The organism is Halorubrum aquaticum (assembly GCF_900113615.1).
Lineage (GTDB): Archaea > Halobacteriota > Halobacteria > Halobacteriales > Haloferacaceae > Halorubrum > Halorubrum aquaticum.
In genome coordinates, this window is record NZ_FOPZ01000014.1 from 28,309 (window position 1) to 49,105 (window position 20,797).

General features: G+C 67.8%; 18 protein-coding genes and 1 tRNA gene. 12 read left to right on the plus strand and 7 right to left on the minus strand.

Annotated elements, in window-relative coordinates; translation table 11 throughout:
- Window positions 1–121 precede the first annotated feature (121 nt).
- On the minus strand, window positions 122–2,371 hold the full coding sequence (locus tag F3H10_RS11540) for a hypothetical protein (protein ID WP_149784920.1): 2,250 nt from the start codon (window positions 2,369–2,371) through the stop codon (window positions 122–124).
- 189 nt (window positions 2,372–2,560) lie between these two features.
- On the opposite strand from F3H10_RS11540, the gene F3H10_RS11545 reads away from it, so the two are divergent.
- The gene (locus F3H10_RS11545; RefSeq protein ID WP_149784921.1) at window positions 2,561–3,883 is read left to right on the plus strand and encodes a hemolysin family protein; all 1,323 of its coding nucleotides are present in this window, start codon (window positions 2,561–2,563) and stop codon (window positions 3,881–3,883) included.
- Window positions 3,884–3,987: 104 nt separating this feature from the next.
- Window positions 3,988–4,060, plus strand: a tRNA-His gene (locus tag F3H10_RS11550).
- Window positions 4,061–4,330: 270 nt separating this feature from the next.
- On the opposite strand, the gene F3H10_RS11555 is transcribed toward F3H10_RS11550, so the two are convergent.
- Complete coding sequence (locus F3H10_RS11555) at window positions 4,331–4,633, minus strand: DUF5789 family protein (protein WP_149784922.1); 303 nt, start codon at window positions 4,631–4,633, stop codon at window positions 4,331–4,333.
- Between the two features lie 99 nt (window positions 4,634–4,732).
- The gene (locus tag F3H10_RS11560; protein WP_149784923.1) at window positions 4,733–5,758 is read right to left on the minus strand and encodes a calcium/sodium antiporter; all 1,026 of its coding nucleotides are present in this window, start codon (window positions 5,756–5,758) and stop codon (window positions 4,733–4,735) included.
- Between the two features lie 137 nt (window positions 5,759–5,895).
- On the opposite strand from F3H10_RS11560, the gene F3H10_RS11565 reads away from it, so the two are divergent.
- From F3H10_RS11565 to F3H10_RS11585, 5 genes are all read left to right on the plus strand, one after another.
- Entirely contained in the window at window positions 5,896–6,543 is a 648-nt protein-coding gene (locus F3H10_RS11565; protein ID WP_149784924.1) for a hypothetical protein, read from the plus strand.
- Complete coding sequence (locus tag F3H10_RS11570; protein WP_149784925.1) at window positions 6,540–6,926, plus strand: hypothetical protein; 387 nt, start codon at window positions 6,540–6,542, stop codon at window positions 6,924–6,926. The genes F3H10_RS11565 and F3H10_RS11570 overlap by 4 nt, the downstream gene beginning before the upstream one ends.
- A gap of 100 nt (window positions 6,927–7,026) precedes the next feature.
- Window positions 7,027–8,277 carry an MFS transporter gene (locus F3H10_RS11575; protein WP_149784926.1) on the plus strand — a complete coding sequence of 417 codons (1,251 nt, stop codon included), beginning with the start codon at window positions 7,027–7,029 and terminating at the stop codon, window positions 8,275–8,277.
- A gap of 81 nt (window positions 8,278–8,358) precedes the next feature.
- The gene (locus tag F3H10_RS11580) at window positions 8,359–9,330 is read left to right on the plus strand and encodes a D-2-hydroxyacid dehydrogenase (protein ID WP_149784927.1); all 972 of its coding nucleotides are present in this window, start codon (window positions 8,359–8,361) and stop codon (window positions 9,328–9,330) included.
- Between the two features lie 132 nt (window positions 9,331–9,462).
- On the plus strand, window positions 9,463–10,917 hold the full coding sequence (locus tag F3H10_RS11585) for a PKD domain-containing protein (protein WP_149784928.1): 1,455 nt from the start codon (window positions 9,463–9,465) through the stop codon (window positions 10,915–10,917).
- A 178-nt stretch (window positions 10,918–11,095) separates the two neighbouring features.
- Here F3H10_RS11585 and F3H10_RS11590 read toward each other — a convergent pair whose 3' ends face one another.
- From F3H10_RS11590 to F3H10_RS11605, 4 genes are all read right to left on the minus strand, one after another.
- Window positions 11,096–11,992, minus strand: coding sequence for a ferritin-like domain-containing protein (locus F3H10_RS11590; protein WP_149784929.1), 897 nt, complete (start codon window positions 11,990–11,992; stop codon window positions 11,096–11,098).
- A gap of 525 nt (window positions 11,993–12,517) precedes the next feature.
- Window positions 12,518–13,678, minus strand: coding sequence for an acyl-CoA dehydrogenase family protein (locus tag F3H10_RS11595; protein ID WP_149784930.1), 1,161 nt, complete (start codon window positions 13,676–13,678; stop codon window positions 12,518–12,520).
- 80 nt (window positions 13,679–13,758) lie between these two features.
- Window positions 13,759–14,976 carry a mandelate racemase/muconate lactonizing enzyme family protein gene (locus F3H10_RS11600; RefSeq protein WP_149784931.1) on the minus strand — a complete coding sequence of 406 codons (1,218 nt, stop codon included), beginning with the start codon at window positions 14,974–14,976 and terminating at the stop codon, window positions 13,759–13,761.
- A complete protein-coding gene (locus F3H10_RS11605; protein WP_149784932.1) occupies window positions 14,973–16,079 on the minus strand; it encodes a mandelate racemase/muconate lactonizing enzyme family protein in 1,107 nt (368 codons plus the stop codon). Before F3H10_RS11605 ends, F3H10_RS11600 begins: the two co-directional genes overlap by 4 nt.
- Window positions 16,080–16,242: 163 nt before the next feature.
- On the opposite strand from F3H10_RS11605, the gene F3H10_RS11610 reads away from it, so the two are divergent.
- The 5 genes from F3H10_RS11610 to F3H10_RS11630 all read left to right on the plus strand — a co-directional run bounded on the left by F3H10_RS11610 (window position 16,243) and on the right by F3H10_RS11630 (window position 20,783).
- Window positions 16,243–17,559 (plus strand): nickel pincer cofactor-dependent isomerase, group 22, encoded by a 1,317-nt coding sequence (locus tag F3H10_RS11610; RefSeq protein ID WP_149784933.1) that lies wholly within the window; start codon window positions 16,243–16,245, stop codon window positions 17,557–17,559.
- 142 nt (window positions 17,560–17,701) lie between these two features.
- Complete coding sequence (locus tag F3H10_RS11615) at window positions 17,702–18,049, plus strand: cupin domain-containing protein (RefSeq protein WP_149784934.1); 348 nt, start codon at window positions 17,702–17,704, stop codon at window positions 18,047–18,049.
- Entirely contained in the window at window positions 18,046–18,867 is an 822-nt protein-coding gene (locus F3H10_RS11620; protein WP_149784935.1) for a fumarylacetoacetate hydrolase family protein, read from the plus strand. Before F3H10_RS11615 ends, F3H10_RS11620 begins: the two co-directional genes overlap by 4 nt.
- Before the next feature lie 100 nt (window positions 18,868–18,967).
- Window positions 18,968–19,396, plus strand: coding sequence for a universal stress protein (locus F3H10_RS11625; RefSeq protein ID WP_149784936.1), 429 nt, complete (start codon window positions 18,968–18,970; stop codon window positions 19,394–19,396).
- Between the two features lie 259 nt (window positions 19,397–19,655).
- Window positions 19,656–20,783: a TAXI family TRAP transporter solute-binding subunit gene (locus tag F3H10_RS11630; protein WP_149784937.1), complete on the plus strand. Its 1,128-nt coding sequence runs from the start codon at window positions 19,656–19,658 to the stop codon at window positions 20,781–20,783.
- Window positions 20,784–20,797 lie beyond the last annotated feature (14 nt).

A 20,797-nucleotide genomic window follows, 5' to 3' on the forward strand; every position in this document is an offset into this window, starting at 1 on the left:
ATCGATGGTCGTCGATCTCGGTCGTGTCGGCCGAGCGCCGTCACGGCGGGCCGACGAGTCGTGTACGGTCATCGTCCCCTATTCGCGAGCGCCGATCGATAAAGCTCTCGGGCGACCCGCCTCAGATCGCGGTCTCGATCGCGGTCGCGGCTCGACCGATCGCGACGTCGATCCGTGGCTCGAGCGCCGACACGGCGGCCGCGTCGTAGTCCGTTCGCCGCTCGCCCGTGAGGAGTTCGATCGCCTCCCGGAGCAGGGAGACGACGGTCGCGAGCCGTTCGTTCGCCCCCGTCGCGTCGCCGCGGTCCGCGAGCCGCACCGCGGTCTCGGCCTCCGATCGAGCGCGCGACAGTCGGTCGATCACCGCGTCACCGTCGTCCTCGGTCACCACGTCGCCGTCGGCGTCCGTCTCACGGTCCGCGTCGGCGGTTTCGTCGGTCCCCTCCCGCAGCGACCGAGCCAGGTCGATCAGGTCCGCCAGTTCGTCCCGAAGCGCTCTCGAGAGGGAGGCCTTCCCGGTCTCGATCGAGTCGAGCACCGTCTCGGTCCCCTCGCCGAACGATCCGGGCGTAACTCGGTACGCGCCGGGACGGCCCTCGGCGTCGACCACCTCGACGGTGTAGCGTCCCTCCCGGTGGACCGCCACGGCGAACCGGTCCGCCTCCGTCGGCGCTCCGTCGTAGACGACGCCCGCGTAGTCCTCGACCACGCGGACGCGGGCGATCCCTCGGGATTCCCGTCCGTCGCCGCGGATCCAGCCCGCGTCCTCGGCCGGGATCACGGTGAGTTCGCCGTCCGCGCCGGCGTGGAACGTGCCGCCGTCGTGGACGAACCGCTGGGCGACCGGGGCGAACCCCGGCCCGTCGACGACGAGGAGGTGTTCGCCCGGCTCGACGTCGAGATATCCGAAGACGCCCTCACGGGTGACCGTCGCGGTCGGGTCCTCGCTCGCGAGCCGTACGGCGACCTCGACCGGCAACGCGTATCGCGAGACGGCGACCGCGTCGCCGAGCGCGTCGCGCGCGTCGTCATCGACCCCGTCGAGAGCGCCGTCCGAGCCGGCGGCGAGGGAGCGAACCCGTCCGACGACGCGGTTCGAGAGCCCCGACGGCGACTCGCCGTCGATCCGGCGCCGGTGCGCGGGGTCGGTGACGTCGGCGAGCGGGTCGGCGTACCGGGGCTGTTCCCACGGGATCCCCACGGACGTGATGTGGTCCGCGAACCGGTCCTCGGCGAACCCCGGGATCGCGAACTCGAAGCTCAGTTGCGGGCCGACGAAGTCCGCGATCGCCTCGGGAAGCGACGCCATCGGTTCGAGCGCGTACGTCGCGTCCGCCCGAGTGGCGCTGTCGGGATGCGTCATCACGAGCCCCGGTTGCCGGAGCGGAATCCCCTCCGGCGGAGTCGGCAGCCCGCGCCAGCCGTTCACGGTCACTCGCTCGTCGATGAAATCCACCCGTTCGACCGACAGCGACGGGTGGTCGTGGAGGGGGTATCCGTCGAGTTCCGGCATGACGAACGGGAGTCTGGCCCCCTCGCCGCGAGGGAGCCCGTACGCGAACGGGGCCGCGAGGTCCCCGGCGACTCCCAACAGGTCGTTCGTCACGTCCGACCGCCAGTTCTCGCCCGGAAGCCGCTCGAAGCTCGGCCGAACCCCGTTGAGTTCGCTGGCGCTCGAGTGTGAGCCGACCTCCGAGAGGATCCCGGGCCGGCGACCCTCCGAGAGGTCGGGATCGAGGAACTCGTTGTTCGGCGTTCCGCGCGCGTGAGCGCTCGCCGACAGCAACAGCGGATCGCCCGTCTCGCGGTCGAGAAACACCTGGAGCAGCTCCCAGTCGTGCCAGTGGAAGTTCACCGTGAACTGGTCGAAGACGGAGTAGAACCAGTACTGGACCGCGTCGACGCCGTCGGCCGCCTCGACGACCCGGTAGAACGCCGTCGGCGTCGGCGGCGATCCGGTCTCGTGGAACTCCCGCGAGTACTCCTCGAGCGCGCGGAAGCCGTCGACGACCGGACCGTCGGGGGAGTCGACGACGTACGCGCGCGGGTCGGTGGGAAACCACTTCTCGAGCGCGCCGAAGTAGAGGTCGGGAGCGTACCGCTCGACGACCGCCGGGACCTCCTCGATCGACTCCCCGTCGTCCCCACCCGCCTGCTCCTCGTCGTTCCGTTCCTCGTCGCTCCGCTCCCCGTCTCCTCCCGACGGTTCCGAGGGCGCGGGGTCGGACCCCGCCGGCTCGTCCGGACGGGTAAGCGTCCACGCGCCGGCGACGCCGCCCGCCCCGACCGCCGCGAGCCCCGCGTACCCCAGGAACCGGCGACGTCGCTCGTCGAGCGGACCGTCTCCGTCTTCACCGATCTCTCTTGACATTTCGACCGTCTCGGGAACCTACGCGCGGTCGATATAACTACTTTCCTGCCGGTCAGGTCCCGATTTTCCGGAGTCGGGGACCCGTTCGGTCGCCGTTCCCGGATCGGTCGATCGTTTAAGTGGGTGCGTGTAGAGACGGATAGACATGCGTGTTCCTCGCTCGAACGGTGACGCGACACGGAGGCCGCGATGGTAGACTTCGTCGCCTCCGGCTCGCGGCTCCTGCTCGCGTTGGTGTTGGTCGTCCTGAACGGCTTCTTCGTCGCCTCGGAGTTCGCGTTCGTCCGGATCCGCTCGACGTCGGTCGAGCAGCTCGTCGAGGAGGGCCGTGCGGGGGCGGAGACGCTCCAGGACGTGATGGCGAACCTCGACAACTACCTCGCGGTGACACAGCTCGGGATCACCCTCGCCTCGCTCGGTCTGGGGTGGGCCGGCGAGCCCGCCGTCGCGGCGCTCATCGAGCCCGTCCTGGAGCCGCTGCTCCCGGCGAACCTCATCCACTTGGTCGCGTTCGCGGTCGGGTTCGGCTTCATCACGTTCCTCCACGTCGTCTTCGGCGAGCTCGCGCCGAAGACGATCGCGATCGCGGAGGCGGAACGGCTCTCGCTCTTCGTCGCGCCGCCGATGAAGCTCTGTTATCTCCTGTTCTACCCCGGGCTCGTCGTGTTCAACGGGACGGCCAACGCGTTCACGAGTCTGATCGGCATCCCGCCGGCCTCCGAGACCGACGAGACGCTCGACGAACGCGAGATCCGCCGGGTATTGGCTCGGGCGGGCGAGGCGGGCCACGTGGCCGACGCGGAAGTGGAAATGATAGATCGGGTGTTCGAGGCCGACGACACGCCCGTGACCGAGGTCATGGTCCCGGGACCGGACGTGGTGAGCGTCCCCACCGACGCCTCGCTCTCCGAGCTCCGGGAGACGATCCGCGAGGCCGGACACACGCGCTATCCGGTCACCTCGGGCGACGGAGGGGAAGTTGTCGGTTTCGTCGACGTCAAGGACGTCCTGACCGCGAGCGACCCGGACGGCGACGGGACCGCGACGGCCGGCGACCTCGCGCGCGAGGTGGTGCTCGTCCCGGAGACGACGACGGTCGCCGAGCTCCTCGTGCGGTTCCAGGACGAGCATCAACAGATGGCGGTCGTGATCGACGAGTGGGGCGCGTTCGAGGGGCTCGCGACGATCGAGGACGCCGTCGAGGCGGTCGTCGGCGACCTCCGGGACGACTTCGACCTCCACGAGCCCTCGATCCGGCGGTCGGGCGACGACGGGTACGAGATCGACGGCGGCGTCTCGCTGTCGGCGGTCAACGACGCGCTCGGGGTCGAATTCGAGAGCGCCGAGTTCGACACCCTCGGCGGACTGGTGTTGGACCGGCTCGGTCGGCCGCCCGAGGCGGGCGACGTCGTCTCCGAGGACGGGTACACGATCGAGGTGCTGGCGGTCGACGGCGCTCGCGTGTCGACGGTTCGGATCCGCCAGGACGACGAGGAGAGCGACGGGACGTAGCTCCTCGCGGACGGCCGGACGCGACCGTCTCACGCGGGACGATCGCACGGCCAACCGCGAGTCGTAACGGTTATCAGTCGAAACGGGATACGTGAGGGTGCGTGTCCGGGTTAGGGTAGTGGACTATCCTTCAGCCTTGTGGAGGCTGAGACGCGGGTTCGATTCTCGCACCCGGACCTTCTCCGCGAGGAGCGAAGTGACGAGCGGTGAAGCCGGAAGGCGAGAGTCTGATCAGACCGAGGTTCTGCGCGGAGCGCAGGTTCTCGATGGCGTCGCCGCTCGCCAGGCTCCCGACGTTCTCGACGCTGATTCCCGTCGCCGACACCTGGAGTTCGTAGTCGGTGACGTCCTCGATGATGCCCTCGAACCCGTGAACGTGCCGTTCGCCTCGACATCCGGCCTCAAATCGGGACGTCGTCAGCCCTCAAAGTGGGACGTCGTCCGGCCTCAAAACGAGACGTCCTCCGTCTCCGAGGTGTCGTCTCGGGGTTCCTGCTGTGTCCCCCGGTCGTCGTAGTACTTCCGACCGATGTGGTCGTCGCTCAGGTTCCCGTATATCGTGGCGAAGAGCCCGTCCGCGGAGTCGAACGAGGTCGTACCGATGGGCTCGAGGATCGAGGCGATCGTTTGGTCGCCGTCGCCGTTCGGACCCTCGATCCGAACCGTCCCCATCCGGTCGACGACCGTTTCCGACTCGATCGGGTAGGTCAGCTCGCGTTCGAGGGACTCCGACAACGCCGAGAGTAACATACCGTCCGATCGGAGCGCAGGTGCTTCGTTAGGCGCCCGTTACCGTGCGCCGTCCGACGCGAGACGGCCCATCGGTACCGACGGTTCCGCCACGCGAACTCACCCGAAGATCCGGAGCAGCCCGAGCACCCACCGGGCGACCTCCGAGAGCAGGAACAGCGCGCCCTCCGGACGCGACAGCCGCCGTCCGGACCAGAGCGCGGCGACCATGAACAGGGTGAGGACGGTCAACCAGAGGAGCGTCTCCATCGCCGCGCCGCCGACGGTCAGCGGGCGGATCGCGGCCGCGACGCCGAGGATCCCGAGCACGTTGAAGACGTTGCTCCCGACGACGTTCCCGACCGACATCCCGACGTGTCCGCGCCGCATCGAGACGAGCGACACGGCGAGTTCCGGGGTCGACGTCCCCGCCGCGACGATCGTGCCGCCGATCACCCAGTCCGAGACGCCGGCGCTCCGCGCGATCGTCGACGACGCCTCGACCATGTAGTGGCCGCTCACCAGGACGAGCCCCAATCCGACGGCGAACAGGATCACGTCCCGCCCCCGGGCCGAACCCTCGGAGCGCGCGCCGTCTCCCGACGTCTCCTCGTCCGACGTTCTCCCGGTTGACCCCCCGCCGGTCGGACGGAGCCCCTCGTAGACCGTCTCGATGGACGCGTCCCGACGTTCGTCCCGGATGAGGTACCCCGTGTAGGCGACGAAGAGTCCGGCGAGGAGGACGCCCTCGAGGGCGGTCACGGTCCCGTCGAGAAGCGCCGCGAAGCCGACGAGCGTCGAGAGGACCAACGCGATCCCGTCCCGGTGAACGAGCGAGCGCTCGACCGGGATGACCCGGAGCAGCGAGACCGCACCGAGGATGAACGCGAGGTTGTAGGCGTTCGAGCCGATCACGTTGCCGACGGCGATGTCGCCCAGCCCGGCGAGCGCGGCGTCGGTCGTGACGATCAGCTCCGGCGTCGAGGTCCCCATCGCGACGACGGTCAACCCGATCGTGAGCTCGCCCACCCCGACCCGGCGGGCCAGTCGAACCACGGCGTCGACGAGGGTCTGTGCCCCGACCCACAGCCCGAGAACCGTCCCGATCACGACCGCGAACTGGAGACCGAGTCCCCCGAGAAGCATACGTCCCCGTTCCCGACAGGTCGTCTTAAAACCGAGTCCGTCCCTCCGGCGGAGACCGAAACGGACCTCCGCGCGTGAGGGTCCGACGGTGCGGCGACGTGCGGAGAGTTATGTCGCTCCGGGAGATAGCCCATGGAATGTTACGACGTAACTCGCTCCGTGCGGGTGCCGCCCTCGCCCTCGCGGGCGTCGCCGGGTGTGCCGGGTGGAGGGGCGACACGGACGGCGAGCCGTCGACGTTCGCCGAGGGGTTCGAGGACGGGATCGGCGAGTGGCAAAGCGGCGCGGCGATCGGTCCCGAGGTCGACCTCGCGGCGTTCGAGTGGGAGGTCGACGTCTCGGACGCCGAGGCGGCGTCGGGCGAGCGTTCGCTGCGGATCTGGAACGAGGGGGACTACGACGACGGCGTGACGTGGGTCGATCATCCGGTCCCCATCGAGTCGGGTCGGGCCTATCGGATCGAGGTGACGGGGGAGTTCTGGAGCGAGTCGGAGTCGTTCAACACGATCCGCCACGCCCTGATGCGGCTCGGGGCCGACCCGCCGTCGACCGAGGAGGACTTCCCGCAGCCGGGCGTCGACACGACCGAACTGGGCGAGACCCCGTACGGCGGGCTCCGCGAGCCGCTGTGGCTCGCCGACGGCTGGCGGGAGTACGGCTTCGAGTGGACGACGCCTCGACTGGACGTCGACACCCTCCACCTCGCCGTCGGCACGGCCGTGATCTGGGAGGCGGACGCGACCCACTACGTCGACGACCTCTCCGTGAGCGTCGAGCCGCGATGAATCGTCGTCGCTTCCTCGCGGTCGCCGGAACCGCACTCGCCGGGTTCACCGCCGGCTGCGCGGGTCGCTTCGGCGACGACGAGGGGAGTCGCCTCGACCTCTCCGTGCGGAACGAGCGATCGGAACCGATCGACGTTCGCGTCGAGGTCGTCGACGACGACGGGACGACCCACGCGGACGAGTCCGACCGCCTCGACCCCGGCGTCGCCCGCGTGTTCGAGGTCGTCGTGGGAACGGACGGCCGCCACGAACTGACCGCCTCGGGCGACGGCTGGGCGGGTCGGCTCGCGTGGGACGCCGGGACCTGCGCGCGCTTCGACGGGACGGTCACGGTGGCCGACGAGGCCGTCGAGGTCGCCGGCGAGTGCGTCGACGTCCGGTGAGGTCCGCCACCCGTCTCGGGGATCGCCGACCCGTCGGTCGTAACGATCTCTGCCGGAAGACGTAGCCCCATGTACCCCACATCCCTCCGGGAGAGTATCCGTGGTCTCGACGCCGTCGATAGCGGGGAGCGATTCGGGGATCGTCCGGGAGCGTCCCTTCCAGTTGTTGCTCCTCATCAACGTCCTCCCGCCGCTCGGGACCGCGCTCCTCTCGCCCGTGTTGGGGTCGCTCGTCGAACCGCTCGGCGCGTCTCCAGCGAACATCGGGCTGTTGATGTCGGCGTTCACCGGGCCGGCCGTGGTCGTCATCCCGATCGCCGGGGTGATCGCCGATCGGTACGGGAGACGGCCGGTCCTCGTCTTCGGGCTGGTGTGGTTCGGGCTGACCGGAACCGCGATCGCGTTCGTCTCGACGTTCGCGGCGGCGCTCGCGCTCCGGCTGCTCCAGGGGATCGGGTTCGCCGCGCTCACGCCGATCATCATCACGAGCCTCGGTGACCTCTACTCGGGGACGAAGGAGGCGACCGCACAGGGGCTGCGATTCACCGGATCGGGGCTCTCACAGACGGTCTTCCCGCTCATCGCGGGCGTCCTCGTCGGGTTCGCGTGGCAGTACCCGTTCCTCCTGTACGCCATCGCGTTCCCGATCGCCGCGGTCGTCTACCTCCGGTTCGAGGAGCCGATGGACGAGGACGCCGCGAACGGGTCGGACGAGGACCTCCGGACGCAACTGGCCGACCTCCGGACGCTCGTCGCCCACCGGCGCGCGTGGACGATCGTGGTCGCTCGCGGGACCGCGAACCTGGCGTGGTTCGGCTTTCTCACCTACAACTCGATCGTCGTCGTCGACGTCCTCGGCGGGACGCCGGCACAGGCCGGGGTCCTCGCCGCGCTTGCCAGCCTCTCGTACGCGCTGGCGGCGACCCAGACCGGACGGATCTCCGCCGCCTTCGACGACCGGCTCTACCCGCTGATCGCGGCGAACGTCTCGATAAGCGCCGGTCTCGGGCTCGTCTTCCTCGCGCCGGCGCTGCCCGTCGCGGCCCTCGGCGTGGTCCTGATGGGCGCCGGCTTCGGGCTCGTGTTGTCCGTCTATCGGAGCATCGTCACGGACCTCGCGCCGACCGCGCTGCGCGGCGGGCTCGTGAGCCTCAGCGAGGGGACCGGTCGCGCGAGCGCGACGCTGACGCCGATCCTCATGGGCGGGGCCATCGCGGTCGCGAGCGCACGGATCGAGTTCGTTCCGGCCGTCAGGCTCGTGGGCGTCGCGACCGGGGTCGTCGGCGCGGTCGTCGGGATCGGCTGTCTGGTGTTGATGAGCCGAGCGCCGCCGATCCGGATGGACGGGTGACCGCCCCTCCCCTCACTCCGACGGTTCCCGTCCCCCGCCGCGACCGCGGGTACTTTGTCCCCCCGCGTCGACGCCCGGACGATGAGCACGGAGCCGACCCCCACCGACATCGCGGTGCTCGACCACGACGCACACGGGATCCCCGCCGCCGACTACGCCGAGATCCTTCGGGAACGCCTCCCGAACCACACCGTCCGTCTCGCGCGGACCGCCACGGAACGGCGGGAGTACGTCGCCGAGGCGACGGTCGTCGCCGGCGGGACCGTGACAGACGAGGACCTCGCGATCGCCGAGAACCTGCGGCTGTTCGCGTGTAACGCCGCCGGCGTCGACCACCTCCCGCTCGAGGACCTGGCCGACCGGGGGGTCGCCGTCACGAACGCCTCCGGCGTCCACGGTCCCAACATCGCCGAGCACGTGCTCGGGTGGGTGCTCACGTTCGTCCGGCGGCTCGACGAGGGGATCCGGCGGCAGGAGCGTCGGGAGTGGCGGCGGTTCCAGTCGTTCACCGAGCTGGCGGGCAGCACCGTCACGGTCGTCGGCCTCGGATCCATCGGCGAGGCGATCGTCGAGCGCTTCGAGGGGTTCGACGTGGAGACGGTCGGCGTCCGCCACACGCCGGAGAAGGAGGGCCCGACCGACGAGGTGTACGGATACGACGACCTCCAGGAGGCGCTGGTACGAACCGACGTCTTGGTCCTCTCGTGTCCGCTCACGGAGACCACCGAGGGGCTGATCGGCGAGGCCGAATTCGACGCGCTCCCGACCGACGCGATCGTGGTCAACATCGCCCGCGGGGGCGTCGTCGACACGCCCGCGCTCGTCTCCGCGCTCAAATCGGGCGCGATCCACGGCGCGGCCCTCGACGTGACCGACCCGGAGCCGCTCCCGACCGACCACGACCTGTGGGGGTTCGGGAACGTCCTCCTCACCCCGCACGTCTCCGGACACACCCCGAAGTACTGGGAGCGACGAGCCGATATCCTCGTGGAGAACGTGGAGCGGGCCGCCGAGACGGGCGAGTACGACGACCTCCGGAACCGGGTCGCTTGAGGGGAGGATCGGAACCGGTCGACTCCCGTCGACGGCGGATCCGAATTCGAGAGTGTGCTCTCAGAAACTCATTGATAAATATATATTACAACGGCGACATATTTAATATCTGGACACCACATTCGGCGAGACATGGATCGGAGAGACGTTCTGCGGGGAGTCGTCGGCGCTGGTTTCGGGGTCGGCCTTTCGACCACGCTCGCCGGGACGGTCCGAGCGGAGACGGAGGTTGCCTCCGAGGTCACGCTTCCGGAGGGGGAAGCGAGAGGGCTCGGGGCAGACGTGTACGAGGGTACGCCGTATCTGCTCACGGCTCACTTGAGCGGGACGACGTACACGCTCCAGTTGGACGGTTCGGTCAGCAGTTCGACGGACGTCGGTTCGAGCATGTTCGCCTGCGGATTCGATTCCAACGCGTCCTATACCGGAGCCGGGCGGACGTTGACGAAATACCCGTACGGCGGTGGAGAGTGGACAGATAAACGGATGCCGGCAAACATCCAATCCATAGCCACCGACAAGTCCGAAAACGAGCTCTGGGTGGGCGGTGAGAACGGCCGTATCTGGAACCTCGACGCCGCAAACCTCTCCATCGAGCGATCGTTCGAGACGGAAACGACGGTTTTCGGGCTGGCTCACGACGGGGAGAACCTGTGGGTCGGCGAGGAGGGGTCGGATCGCATCCAGCGGTACGATCCCGAGAGCGGAGAGACGACCGCGACCTACGCGTATCCGAACGCCCAGACGATCTACGACTACGCGTACGTGGACGGCTCCCTCTGGCTCGAGGGCGACGGAACGGTGTACCGGACCAACATCGATGAGACCCCACCGAACCGAGCGCCCTCGGCGACGTTCACCATATCGCCCACGACACCCGAAGTCGGGGATCCCGTCTCGTTCGACGCGACAGGATCCGACGACCCGGACGAGAACATCTCGTCGTACGAGTGGGACTTCACCGACGACGGGACGACGGACGCCTCGGGTGCGACCACCTTTCACGGGTTCTCGGATGGCGGGGAGTACACCGTCTCGCTGACGGTAACGGACGCCGAGGGTGCGACGGACACGGCGACGCAGTCGCTGACCGTCGTCGAACCGCCTACCGCCGACCTGTCGGTCTCGGCGAGCGAGGTCACGGCGGGCGAGGAGATCGAACTGGTTGCCACCGGATCGTCGGATCCCGACGGCACGATCGTCGAGTACAGGTGGGACCTCGACGGGGACGGAACCGTCGAAACGACGGGCGAGCGGGTCACCCACGCGTACGAGTCGCCGGGAGAGTACGAGGTTCGGGTGACCGTGGTCGACGGCGACGAACTGACCGATGAAGCCCGATCGACGGTCACCGTCGAGTCCAGTCCGGAACAACCGGAGGAACCGGAGGAGCCGGAAGACCCCGAAGGCGATACCGGCCAGCCGACCGACGACGGAAGCGGATCGGACGACACGGATCAGGAAGACGATTCCGCGGAGTCGAGCGATAGCGTCCCCGGATTCAGTCTCGTGAACGGGGTCGTCGGCGTAGGCGGAGCCGCGTACGCCCTGAAACGGCGGGTGGAGGGCGACGACGGTTCAGATTGACGCGTGCGATCCAATAACGGTCGAGCGTCGACGACGCGTTTTTTCGATCGGCGTACCGCTCCAACGCGAAGCCGATGCTGGGACGGAACGACCGATGGATCGGACGTGAGAGAACGGTAAACCGAGCGGGCTGGCGAAAGGGTGAGGGACCCTCCAGGGTTGGTTCGGTTGAGCGCTACTAGTCGCCGGTCTCGGTGCCGTTCCCGGCATCGGTGCTGTTGCCGTTTCCGTTCCCGGCATCGGTGCTGTTGCCGTTTCCGTTCCCGGCATCGGTGCTGTTGCCGTTTCCGTTCTCGGCACCGTTCCCGGTCTCCCTCTCGTCGGACTCGATAACCGGGGCGACGGCGTCGAGGACGGCCTGCTGGGAGAGCGACGAGTCGAACGCGTCCGGGAAGAAGGACTCGCCGTTGACGTCGTTGAGGAACGCGGCGTGACGCGCCTCGACGCTGTGGATCGACAGCGCGGCGCTCTGGAGATCCGGACTCTCGATGAACGGTGCCGCCCCGGCGTAGGCCGCGACCCCCGTGTTCTCGAACACCTGGGCGGTCGCCAGGAACCCGTCCACCGTTTCGACCCCGAAGTCGTAGGAGAGTTCGGGCTCGGGCTCGCCGCCGAGCAGCGTGATCGCCTCGCCGAGGACCTCGACGTGTGCCGTCTCGTGTCCGCCGATCACCTCGACGTGGTCGTAGATCGCTTGAACCCCTTCGGCGGTCTCCGTGCTGAGATCCGCCAGATCCCGTCCGTGCTCCGCCTGTGCGAAGTCGTTCTCGTCGAACATGTCCAGCCCTTCGCGGTAGAAGGCGTTCTCGAGGTTCTCAAGCGTGAGCGCGTAGTTCAACACGTCGAGGTCGGTTCCCGCCACGTCGTCGAAATCCGCGGACGGTTCGTGCGCGGCGTCGTCCTCGTCGTGTGACATGGCGAAGCCCGTACCGGTGCCGAGTGCGAGCAACGTCCCTCCCGCCAGTAGCGAGCGGTTCAGAAACCCGCGCCGGGAACTGCCTCCGTCCTCCATCCGTTCTTTCACCGATTCCGCGATCCGTTCCGCACGCGCCTTTGAGTCGTCTATCTCTGTCATGTTGTGCTGGGATAACCCAGTGATCCCGTCTTAGGGAGAATGACTCATAGTTATATACCGAATCGAGATTGTACCCTCGAATTATTTTTTATTTGGGTGATGTTACTGGCTCCACAGAACTCCTTCGCGATTTACAGTTCCGGCCCGTGGTCTCACAGCTCGAACACCCTCCAGAAATCACTGATTATTCGATTCGCGGAGAGAACGAACGGTTCACTCGCGGTTTCCCTCGCTCTAGGCGGTAATACGTTCAGCGAGATAACTATAGGAACTGTTTCAAAAAGAAGGGATTACTCGGAGTCCGATCGTTGAACGGCGAAGTAACGTGCCGTTTTCAAACGTAAAACATATGATGTAACTTCGATTGTGTCGGTCGTTTGTAACTCCGGGCCTCGGTTAGCTCGCGTTGGACCCGTGACATCATCGGTCACCCGCTCCTAACGACCGATCGGTTCACACGCGATCCATCACGGAAATGGGATGACTGCGGAACGGCGGTCGCCATTCCTCCCGGTCGTGGTTCTCCTACTGGTACGCCTGTATCCCGGTGAGGTCCTCGCCGAGGATGAGCGTGTGGATGTCGTGGGTTCCCTCGTAGGTGTAGACGGTCTCCATGTTGGTCATGTGTCGCATCGGAGAGTAGTCGGCCGTGATCCCGTTGCCGCCGAGCATCTCGCGGGCGATCCGCGACTGGTCGCGGGCCATCCGGACGTTGTTGCGCTTGGCCATCGAAACGTGTTGCGGGCGCATCTCGCCCGCTTCCTTGAGTTCGGCGAGCCGGTGAGCGAGGAGCTGGGCGAGCGTGATCTGGGTGGCCATCTCCGCGAGCTTGCGCTGCTGGAGCTGGAAGCCGCCGATGGGTTTCCCGAACTGCTCGCGGTCGGTGGCGTACTCGCGGGCGGTCTCGAAGCAGTCCTGTGCCGCGCCGACCGCGCCCCACGCGATGCCGTAGCGCGCCTGCGTCAGACACGACAGCGGGCCCTTCATCCCGGAGACGCCGGGCAGGCGGTTCTCCTCGGGGATCCGGGCGTCCTGAAGGGCGATCTCGCCGGTGATCGACGCGCGGAGGCTGAGCTTCTCGTCGATCTTGTTGGTCGTCACGCCGTCGCGGTCGGTCTCGACGAGGAACCCGCGGACTGGCGTGTCGTCCTCGCTGTGGTCCTTCGCCCAGACGACGGCGACGTCGGCGATCGGGGAGTTCGTGATCCACGTCTTCGAGCCGTTCAGGACGTACTCGTCGCCGTCCTTCTCGGCGCGGGTCTCCATCGCCGAGGGGTTCGAGCCGTGTTCGGGCTCGGTCAGGCCGAAACAGCCGACGGCCTCGCCCTCGCCGAGGGCGGGCAGCCACTCCTCCTTCTGTTCGTCGCTGCCGAACGCGTGGATCGGGTACATCACGAGCGCGCCCTGGACGCTCGCCATCGACCGGAGCCCCGAGTCACACGCCTCCAGCTCGCGCATCAGGAGCCCGTAGGAGGTCTCGCTGACGCCCGGTAGCCCGTACCCCTCGAGGTTCGGCGCGTAAAATCCCATCTCGCCCATCTTCGGGATGATCTCCGTCGGGAAGGTGCCCTCGATCCAGTGTTCTCCCATGTCGTCGATCTCGCCCTCGACGAACGAGCGCGCGGAGTCGACGAGCAGTCGTTCCTCTTGGGAGAGCGACGCCTCCAAATCGAAATAATCGATCATGTACGGGGTTACGTATCCACGAATAAATAACCCTACTTCCCGGGACGGGCCGGCCGATCTTCCCCGGACGATCCGCCGGGTCAGAACCCGTCGGTTCCCTCGAGGAGGTGCTCGTCGACGACGTCCATGTCGAGTTCGATCCCCAGTCCCGGCGCTTCCGGAACCGCGATCCGGCCGTCCTCGATGAGCGGCTCCTCCCGGACGAGCAGGTCGTCCCACCAGTCGACCTCGAGTGCGTGGTACTCCAGCAGGTCGAAGTTGGGAGTCGCCGCGCCGAGGTGGACGCAGGCCATCGTCCCCACGGGGCTACAGACGTTGTGCGGGGACATCGGCATGTAGTTCTCCTCGGCGCGGTCGGCGATCCGCATCGTCTCGTGGAGCCCGCCAACCGTGGTCGGGTCGGGCGTGACGACGTCGACGCCGTGGTCGTAGATGAGATCCGAGAGCTCGAAGACGCGGAACCGGTTCTCGCCGGTCGCGACCGGTGTCCGCGTCGCCTTCGTCACCTCCTTCTGTGCGTCCATGTTCTCCGGCGGCACGAGGTCCTCCAGCCACATGAGGTCGAACTCCTCCAGTTCGTGTGCCAGCCGCTTCGCGCTCTCGACGGAGTAGTCCCAGTGGCAGTCGAACGCGAGGTCGACGTCGTAGCCGATCTCCTCGCGAACCGCCTCGACGATCTCCCGTTTCTCGCGGATCGCCGCGTTCGTCAGCCGGCCGTTGTACGGGTCGTTCTCGTTGTCGGCGGGCAGGTCGAGGTCGAACTTCAGCGCCGGAAAGCCCATGTCGACGACGCGCGCGGCCTCGGCGGCGTACGCCTCCGGGGAGTACGCCTCGGCCTCGGCGTAGGCGGTCGCCCCGTCCTCGACCGCGTACGCCTCGCCGGCGTGACAGTCGCAGTAGATCCGGACCTCGTCGCGGTACTTCGAGCCGAGCAGCTGGTAGACGGGCAGACCCAGTATCTTTCCGGCGGCGTCGAGTAACGCGATCTCGATGCCGGATGCCGCGGTGACGACCTTCCCCGTGGTGCCGCCGTGGCCGGACATCTCCTGGAAGATATACCGGACGAGCCGCTCGACGTCGAGCGGGTTCTCGCCGACCAGAAAGCGGTTCGCGTACTCGACGATCTCCGGGATCCCGCCGCCCCGATACGACTCGCCGATGCCGGTGACGCCGGCGTCGGTCTCGACCTTGATCAGGTTCCACTCGAAGTTGCCCTCGACGACGCAGGCGTCGATGCTCGTGATCTCCACGTCCCGCTCCGGGTCGCGAACGTCGATCCGGTCCGAGTAGTCCCTCATGCGCTGAACTCCTCCAGGGCGTCCTTATCGAGCGTGACGCCGTGGCCCGGCTCCTGGGGCATCGCGATCCGACCGTCGTCATCGGGGGCGAGCGGCTCCGCGACGACGTCGTCGAACGCCTTCACGTCCATGTCGCGGTAGAAGTACTCGATCCACAGCCCGTTGTCTATCGCCCCGAGCAGCGAGGTGTGGACGTTCCAGTTGTAATGGGGCGCGATCGGCACGTCGTAGGCGGCGGCGTAGTTCGCGATCCGGAGCCACTCCGTGATCCCGCCGCAGACCGTCACGTCCGGCTGGAGGACCGTCGCCGCGCCCGTGTCGTGGAGCCGCGCGAAGTTGTGGCGGGTCCCCTCCAGTTCGCCGGTGGCGACCGGGTAGTCGATGGCGTCGTTCACCTCCGCCATCGTCTCCACGCGGTCGATCATCACCGGCTCCTCGATGAAGTACGGGTCGTACGGCTCGAACGCCCGGCAGGCGCGGACCGCCTCGGTCGTCGACTCCCAGACGCCGTTGGCGTCGAGGAGCAGCGTCGTCTCCGGACCCACCTCGTCGCGGACGGCGGCGACGCGCTCGACCTCCTCGTCCACAGAGAGGCGGCCCACCTTCATCTTCACGACGTCGTGTCCCTCGTCGACGTACCGACGCACCTCGCCGCGTAACGCCTCGTGACCCTTCTCATCGCGGTAGTAGCCCCCGCTTCCGTAGGAGGGGACCGACTCGCTGTTGCCGCCGAGCAGCTTGTACAGCGGCTGGTCGGCCGCCTTCGCCTTCAGGTCCCAGAGCGCCATGTCGACGGTGGAGATGGCGCGTAACATGACGCCCATCCGCCCGATCTGGACGTTGCCCTCGTACATCTCGCGCCAGAGCCGGGTGGTGTCCCGCGGGTCCTCGCCGCTCACGATCGGCTCGAGCATCGACTCGACCGCGTCGGCGACGAGGTGGGCCCCCTCGTATCCCAGCGAGTAGCCGACACCCTCGAGCCCGTCGGCGGTTCGAACGTACGTTATCGCGTGGTCCCGGTACGTGAGCGTCCGGTTGGAGAAGGAGACGGGCGACTCCAACGGGAGCTCGATCGGGAACGACTCGACTTCGACTATCTCCATGCGTGAGCCGCTAATCGTGTCCGTAAATACCTCGTTGTATGGGCAAGAAATTCGCGACCGTTCGTGCGCGCTCCCCGTCCGAGACGCCTCCCAGTATCCACGAACGCTGACGCCTCCCGCCGTCCACGAACACTATTTGTCCCGCCCCCACGAGAGTACATCCATGGAGTTTCCCGACCGCAGCGACGTCGACCACCTCATCGACGCACAGCCGCTCCCGTCGTTCGCGCGGGTTCGATACGACCCGCCGAGCGAGACGCTCGCGGACCCGATCGGCTCGGCGCGCTCGGAGCTCGACCGGCTCGACGTCGACGATCTCGAACCGGGAGACACCGTCGCGATCGGCGTCGGCAGCCGCGGTATCGACCGGATCGACGAGATCGCCGCCGCGGCCGTCGACTGGGCCGACTCGAAGGGATACGACCCCGTCGTCGTGCCCGCGATGGGGAGCCACGGCGGGGCGACCCCGGAGGGACAACTGGAGGTGCTCGAGGCGCTCGGGATCGACGAGGCGAGCGTGGGGGCTCCCATCGACGCCCGGATGGACGCGGAGGCGCTGGCGACGGTGACCGTCGGCGACACGGACGTGCCGGTGTACTTCTCGACGGCGGCACTGGAAGCCGACGCGGTCCTCGTGGTGAACCGCGTGAAGGCACACACCAACTTCAGCGGGCCGATAGAGAGCGGGCTCGCGAAGATGACCGCCGTCGGCCTCGGCAAACAGCGCGGCGCGAAGTCGTTCCACTCGACGGCCATCGCGGAGGGGTACGTCGAGACGCTGACGGCCGCGCTCGACGTCATCGAGTCGGCGGTGCCGCTGCTCGGCGGGCTCGCCCTCGTCGAGAACTTCGAGGAGGAGCTCGGCCACGTCGAGGCCGTGCCGGCCGGGTCGTTCCTCGACCGTGAGCCCGAGCTGTTGGAGCGCGCCTACGAGGGGATGCCGATGCTTCCCGTCGAGGAGATCGACCTCCTCGTCGTCGACGAGATCGGCAAGGAGATATCGGGAGCCGGGATGGACACGAACGTGATCGGCCGCTACCGCGTCCTCAACGCGCCCGACCCGGAGACGCCCGACATCGACCTGATCTACGTGCGCGGGCTCACCGAGGCGACGAAGGGGAACGGCAACGGCATCGGGCTCGCGGACCTCACCCGGCGGGCGGCGATCGACCAGCTCGACGTGAAGAAGACGTACGCGAACGCGCTCACGAGCGGATCGCTCGCGAAGTCGAAGCTCCCCGTGGTCGCGCCCGACGACGAGTTCGCGCTCCGGACCGCGCTGGCCGCCCTCGGCGGCTACGACCCCGAGACGGTCCGGATCGTCTGGATCCGGAACACCGAGGACCTCGGGGAGCTCCACGTCTCGGAGGCGGTCGTCGACGACCTCCCCGAGGCGGCGACGGTGCGGGAACGCGACGTGACGGTGGGATTCGAGGACGGAACCGCGCGGATCCCGGAGCCGTCGTCGCCGGAACGGTGACGCGATCCCCTCGGGCGGTACCGCGGTCCGCCCGGACGGTGACGTGGTCCACCGGGACGGCAAACGTTATCACTCACGTCGTGTTCGAGCCTATCATGGTTAGAGAAACGGATCCCGCGGACGCAACGATAGAGGAGTCACGATGAAGCCGGTCGCCTTCGACGAGGCCGAGACGTACGAGCCCGACGACGGGTGGCGGCGGGTCGCGATGGCCGGCAGCGACCGGTTCTCCTTCGAGTGGTTCGAGAAGCCGCCGGGGCACAGCTCGCCGATGCACGACCACGAGAACGAGCAGGTGTGTCTCTGTCTCGAGGGCGAACTCACCGTGGCGACCGAGGACGACTCGGTCACGCTCGAGAAGAACGACTCGGTGCTGCTCGAGTCGAACGAGGCCCACCGGGTCGAGAACACGGGCGACGAGCTCGCGGTCGGCCTCGACGTGTTCGCGCCGGGTCGGTCGTTCGACTTCTGGACGGACCGGGAGGAATGAAGTACCTCGCACGCGCTTCGACCGGGGAGCCGCTGCTCGGCGACGACGAGGGCTTCGTCCCGCTCGGCTCGGTCGAGCCCAACCTCGGGAGCGTCCGCGAGGCGCTGCCGCGAGCGGCCGACGGGACCCTCGGCGACGTCGACGACGCGACCGCCGAGCCGATCCCGGCGGCGGACCTGACGCTCGCCGCGCCCCTCGAGCGGTTCGGCAAGCTCTGGGGGATCGGGCTGAACTACGAGGAGCACGCGGGCGACCTCGACGAGGACCGACCCGAGGAGCCGGCGAGCTTCATGAAGCCCTCGACGGCCCTCACCGGGCCGGGCGGTCCGATCCGGCTGCCGCCGACCGAGCGGAGCGAGCGGGTGACCGCGGAGGCGGAACTCGCCGTCGTCATGGGTCGGACGTGCCGGAACGTCCCGGAAGCCGACGTCGACGACGTCGTCGCCGGCTACCTGCCGGTGATCGACATGACCGCCGAGGACGTCCTCCAGCGGAACCCGCGATTCCTCACCCGGGCGAAGAGCTTCGATACGTTCCTCGTTCCCGGCTCGACCATCGTCGTGCCCGAGGAGCCGCTCGACCTGTCGTCGCTGTCCGTGCGGACCGAGGTCAACGGCGAGGTCGAGGCCGAAAACGAGATCCGCAACATGCTGTTCCCGCCCGCGGAGATCGTCTCGTTCCACTCGGGCGTGATGACGCTCGAACCCGGCGACCTGTTCAGCACCGGAACCCCCGGTGCCGCGCCCATCGAACCGGGGGATCGGGTGCGTGCGGTCGTGGAGTCCATCGGGTCTGTCGACGCACCGGTGACGCGGTAGGGCTCGGGGACGCGCTCGCGACCCGGAGACGCGGCGGCGCTCGGGAGGACGACCCGAACGCGCAGGAACCTTTATTTCCGAACCCATGCCATCTATCCGCATGTATCGAGTGCTGGTTCCCGTCGGCGACGACACGGAACGATCGATGGCCGCGGCGGAGGCCGTGAGCGGGCTCCCGAGCGCCGCCGACGAGGTCGAGGCCGTCGTGGTGAACGTCTTCGAGGAGTTCGACGTCACGGGCGAGGGCGGGCGGGTGGACTCCGAGGACGTCTGGGACGAGACCAACTATCCCGAAAGCGTCGACGCGGTCGTCGAACGCCTCGAGTCGGCGGGCGTGACGGTCTCGAAGCGGCGCGAACACGGCGACGTGACGAAGCGGATCCTCGCCGTCGCCGACGAGATCGACGCCGACGGGATCGTGATGGGCGGACGCAGACGGAGTCCGACGGGGAAGGTCCTGTTCGGGAGCACCACCCAGTCGGTGATGCTCTCCGCGGACTGCCCCGTGACGGTCGCGCTCACCGATTGACACAATGCGGCTGACAGTTCTGGGATAAGGGGACCGTGGCGCCTCGAACGATCGATGAGTTTTCGATCCGTTAGTAGCGGGATCCGACCGTTTTCCCGAGTGTTTCCGTCCGATCGTATCGCTCGATCGGATCGATCGGAACCGGATCCGTGATCGATCGAATGACGGAATCATTATACGTTCGACATATTGTGTGAGGTGTGAGTATCGGAACAAACAGATACATTATTATGCACCGGAGTGATCATCACATTCGAACATGGCTGACAAAGACGTAAACCGACGGAAGTTCCTGTACGGCACGGCTGCGGCGGGTGTAACGGGACTCGCCGGCTGTAGCGGTGGCGGCGGGGGCGGCGATGACGGCTCCGGCGACGACGGCTCCAGCGGCGACGACGGCTCCGGCGACGGCTCCAGCGGCGACGGCTCCGGCGACGACGGAAGCGATGCGAGCCTGGAACTCCGCGTCGGGACGTCCGCCGGCGGGACCCAGGACGTCGGGCTGGCGGTCGAGCGGGCCGTCAGCCAGGAGAGCGACACTCTGGAGTACTCGACGATCGAGAGTCCGGGGTACATCGGGACCATCTATCGGATGGCCCAGGAGCAGTTCAACGCCGGCATCACCGACAACAACTCGCTCAACAAGGCGCTCGACGAGACGGGCCAGTTCGCGGAGCAGGCGGTGTCGCGGATCCCCCAATACGGGTTCTCGGCGTTCCCGTACAGCATCTACATCGTCGCTCGTGACGGCACGGGCATCGAGACGTTCGACGACCTCGCCGGCGCGAACGTCTACCCCGCCGAGCCCGGCTACTCGACGCGCGCGACGACGCTCGACGTCTGGTCACAGGACCCGACCGCGGACGTCTACGACCAGATGAACATCCAGGACATGGGCGTCGGCGACGCGCCCGGCGCGATGGAGGAGGGGACGATCGACGCCAGCATCGCGTACGGGACGCCGGGCGTTCGATACACCGGCTTCGTCCAGGAGATGGCCTCCCGAATCGACCTCCACTACGTCGAGCCGACCGACGCGCTCATCGAGTCCGCGGAGTCGTTCGCGGGTGCCGGAACGACCACCACGAGCTACGACGACTGGCCCATCGCGAACGCGGACATCGGGACCGACGAGGTGTTCACCTGGGACCTCGAGGTGCTCTACACGTTCAACCCCGAGGCCAACGCCGACGCCGTCTACGAGCTGTGTCGCGTCGTCGACGAGCACAACGACGTCGTGAACGAGGGCGAGGCCCAGTTCAACGACTTCGAGTCGACCGCCGACATGCTCGGATACGCCCAGGAGCGGATCCCGGTCCACCCCGGCGCGGCGCAGTACTACCGGGACAACGACGCGTGGGACGACAGCCTCCAGGAAGGCGAGTAGACTCCCCGAGTTGA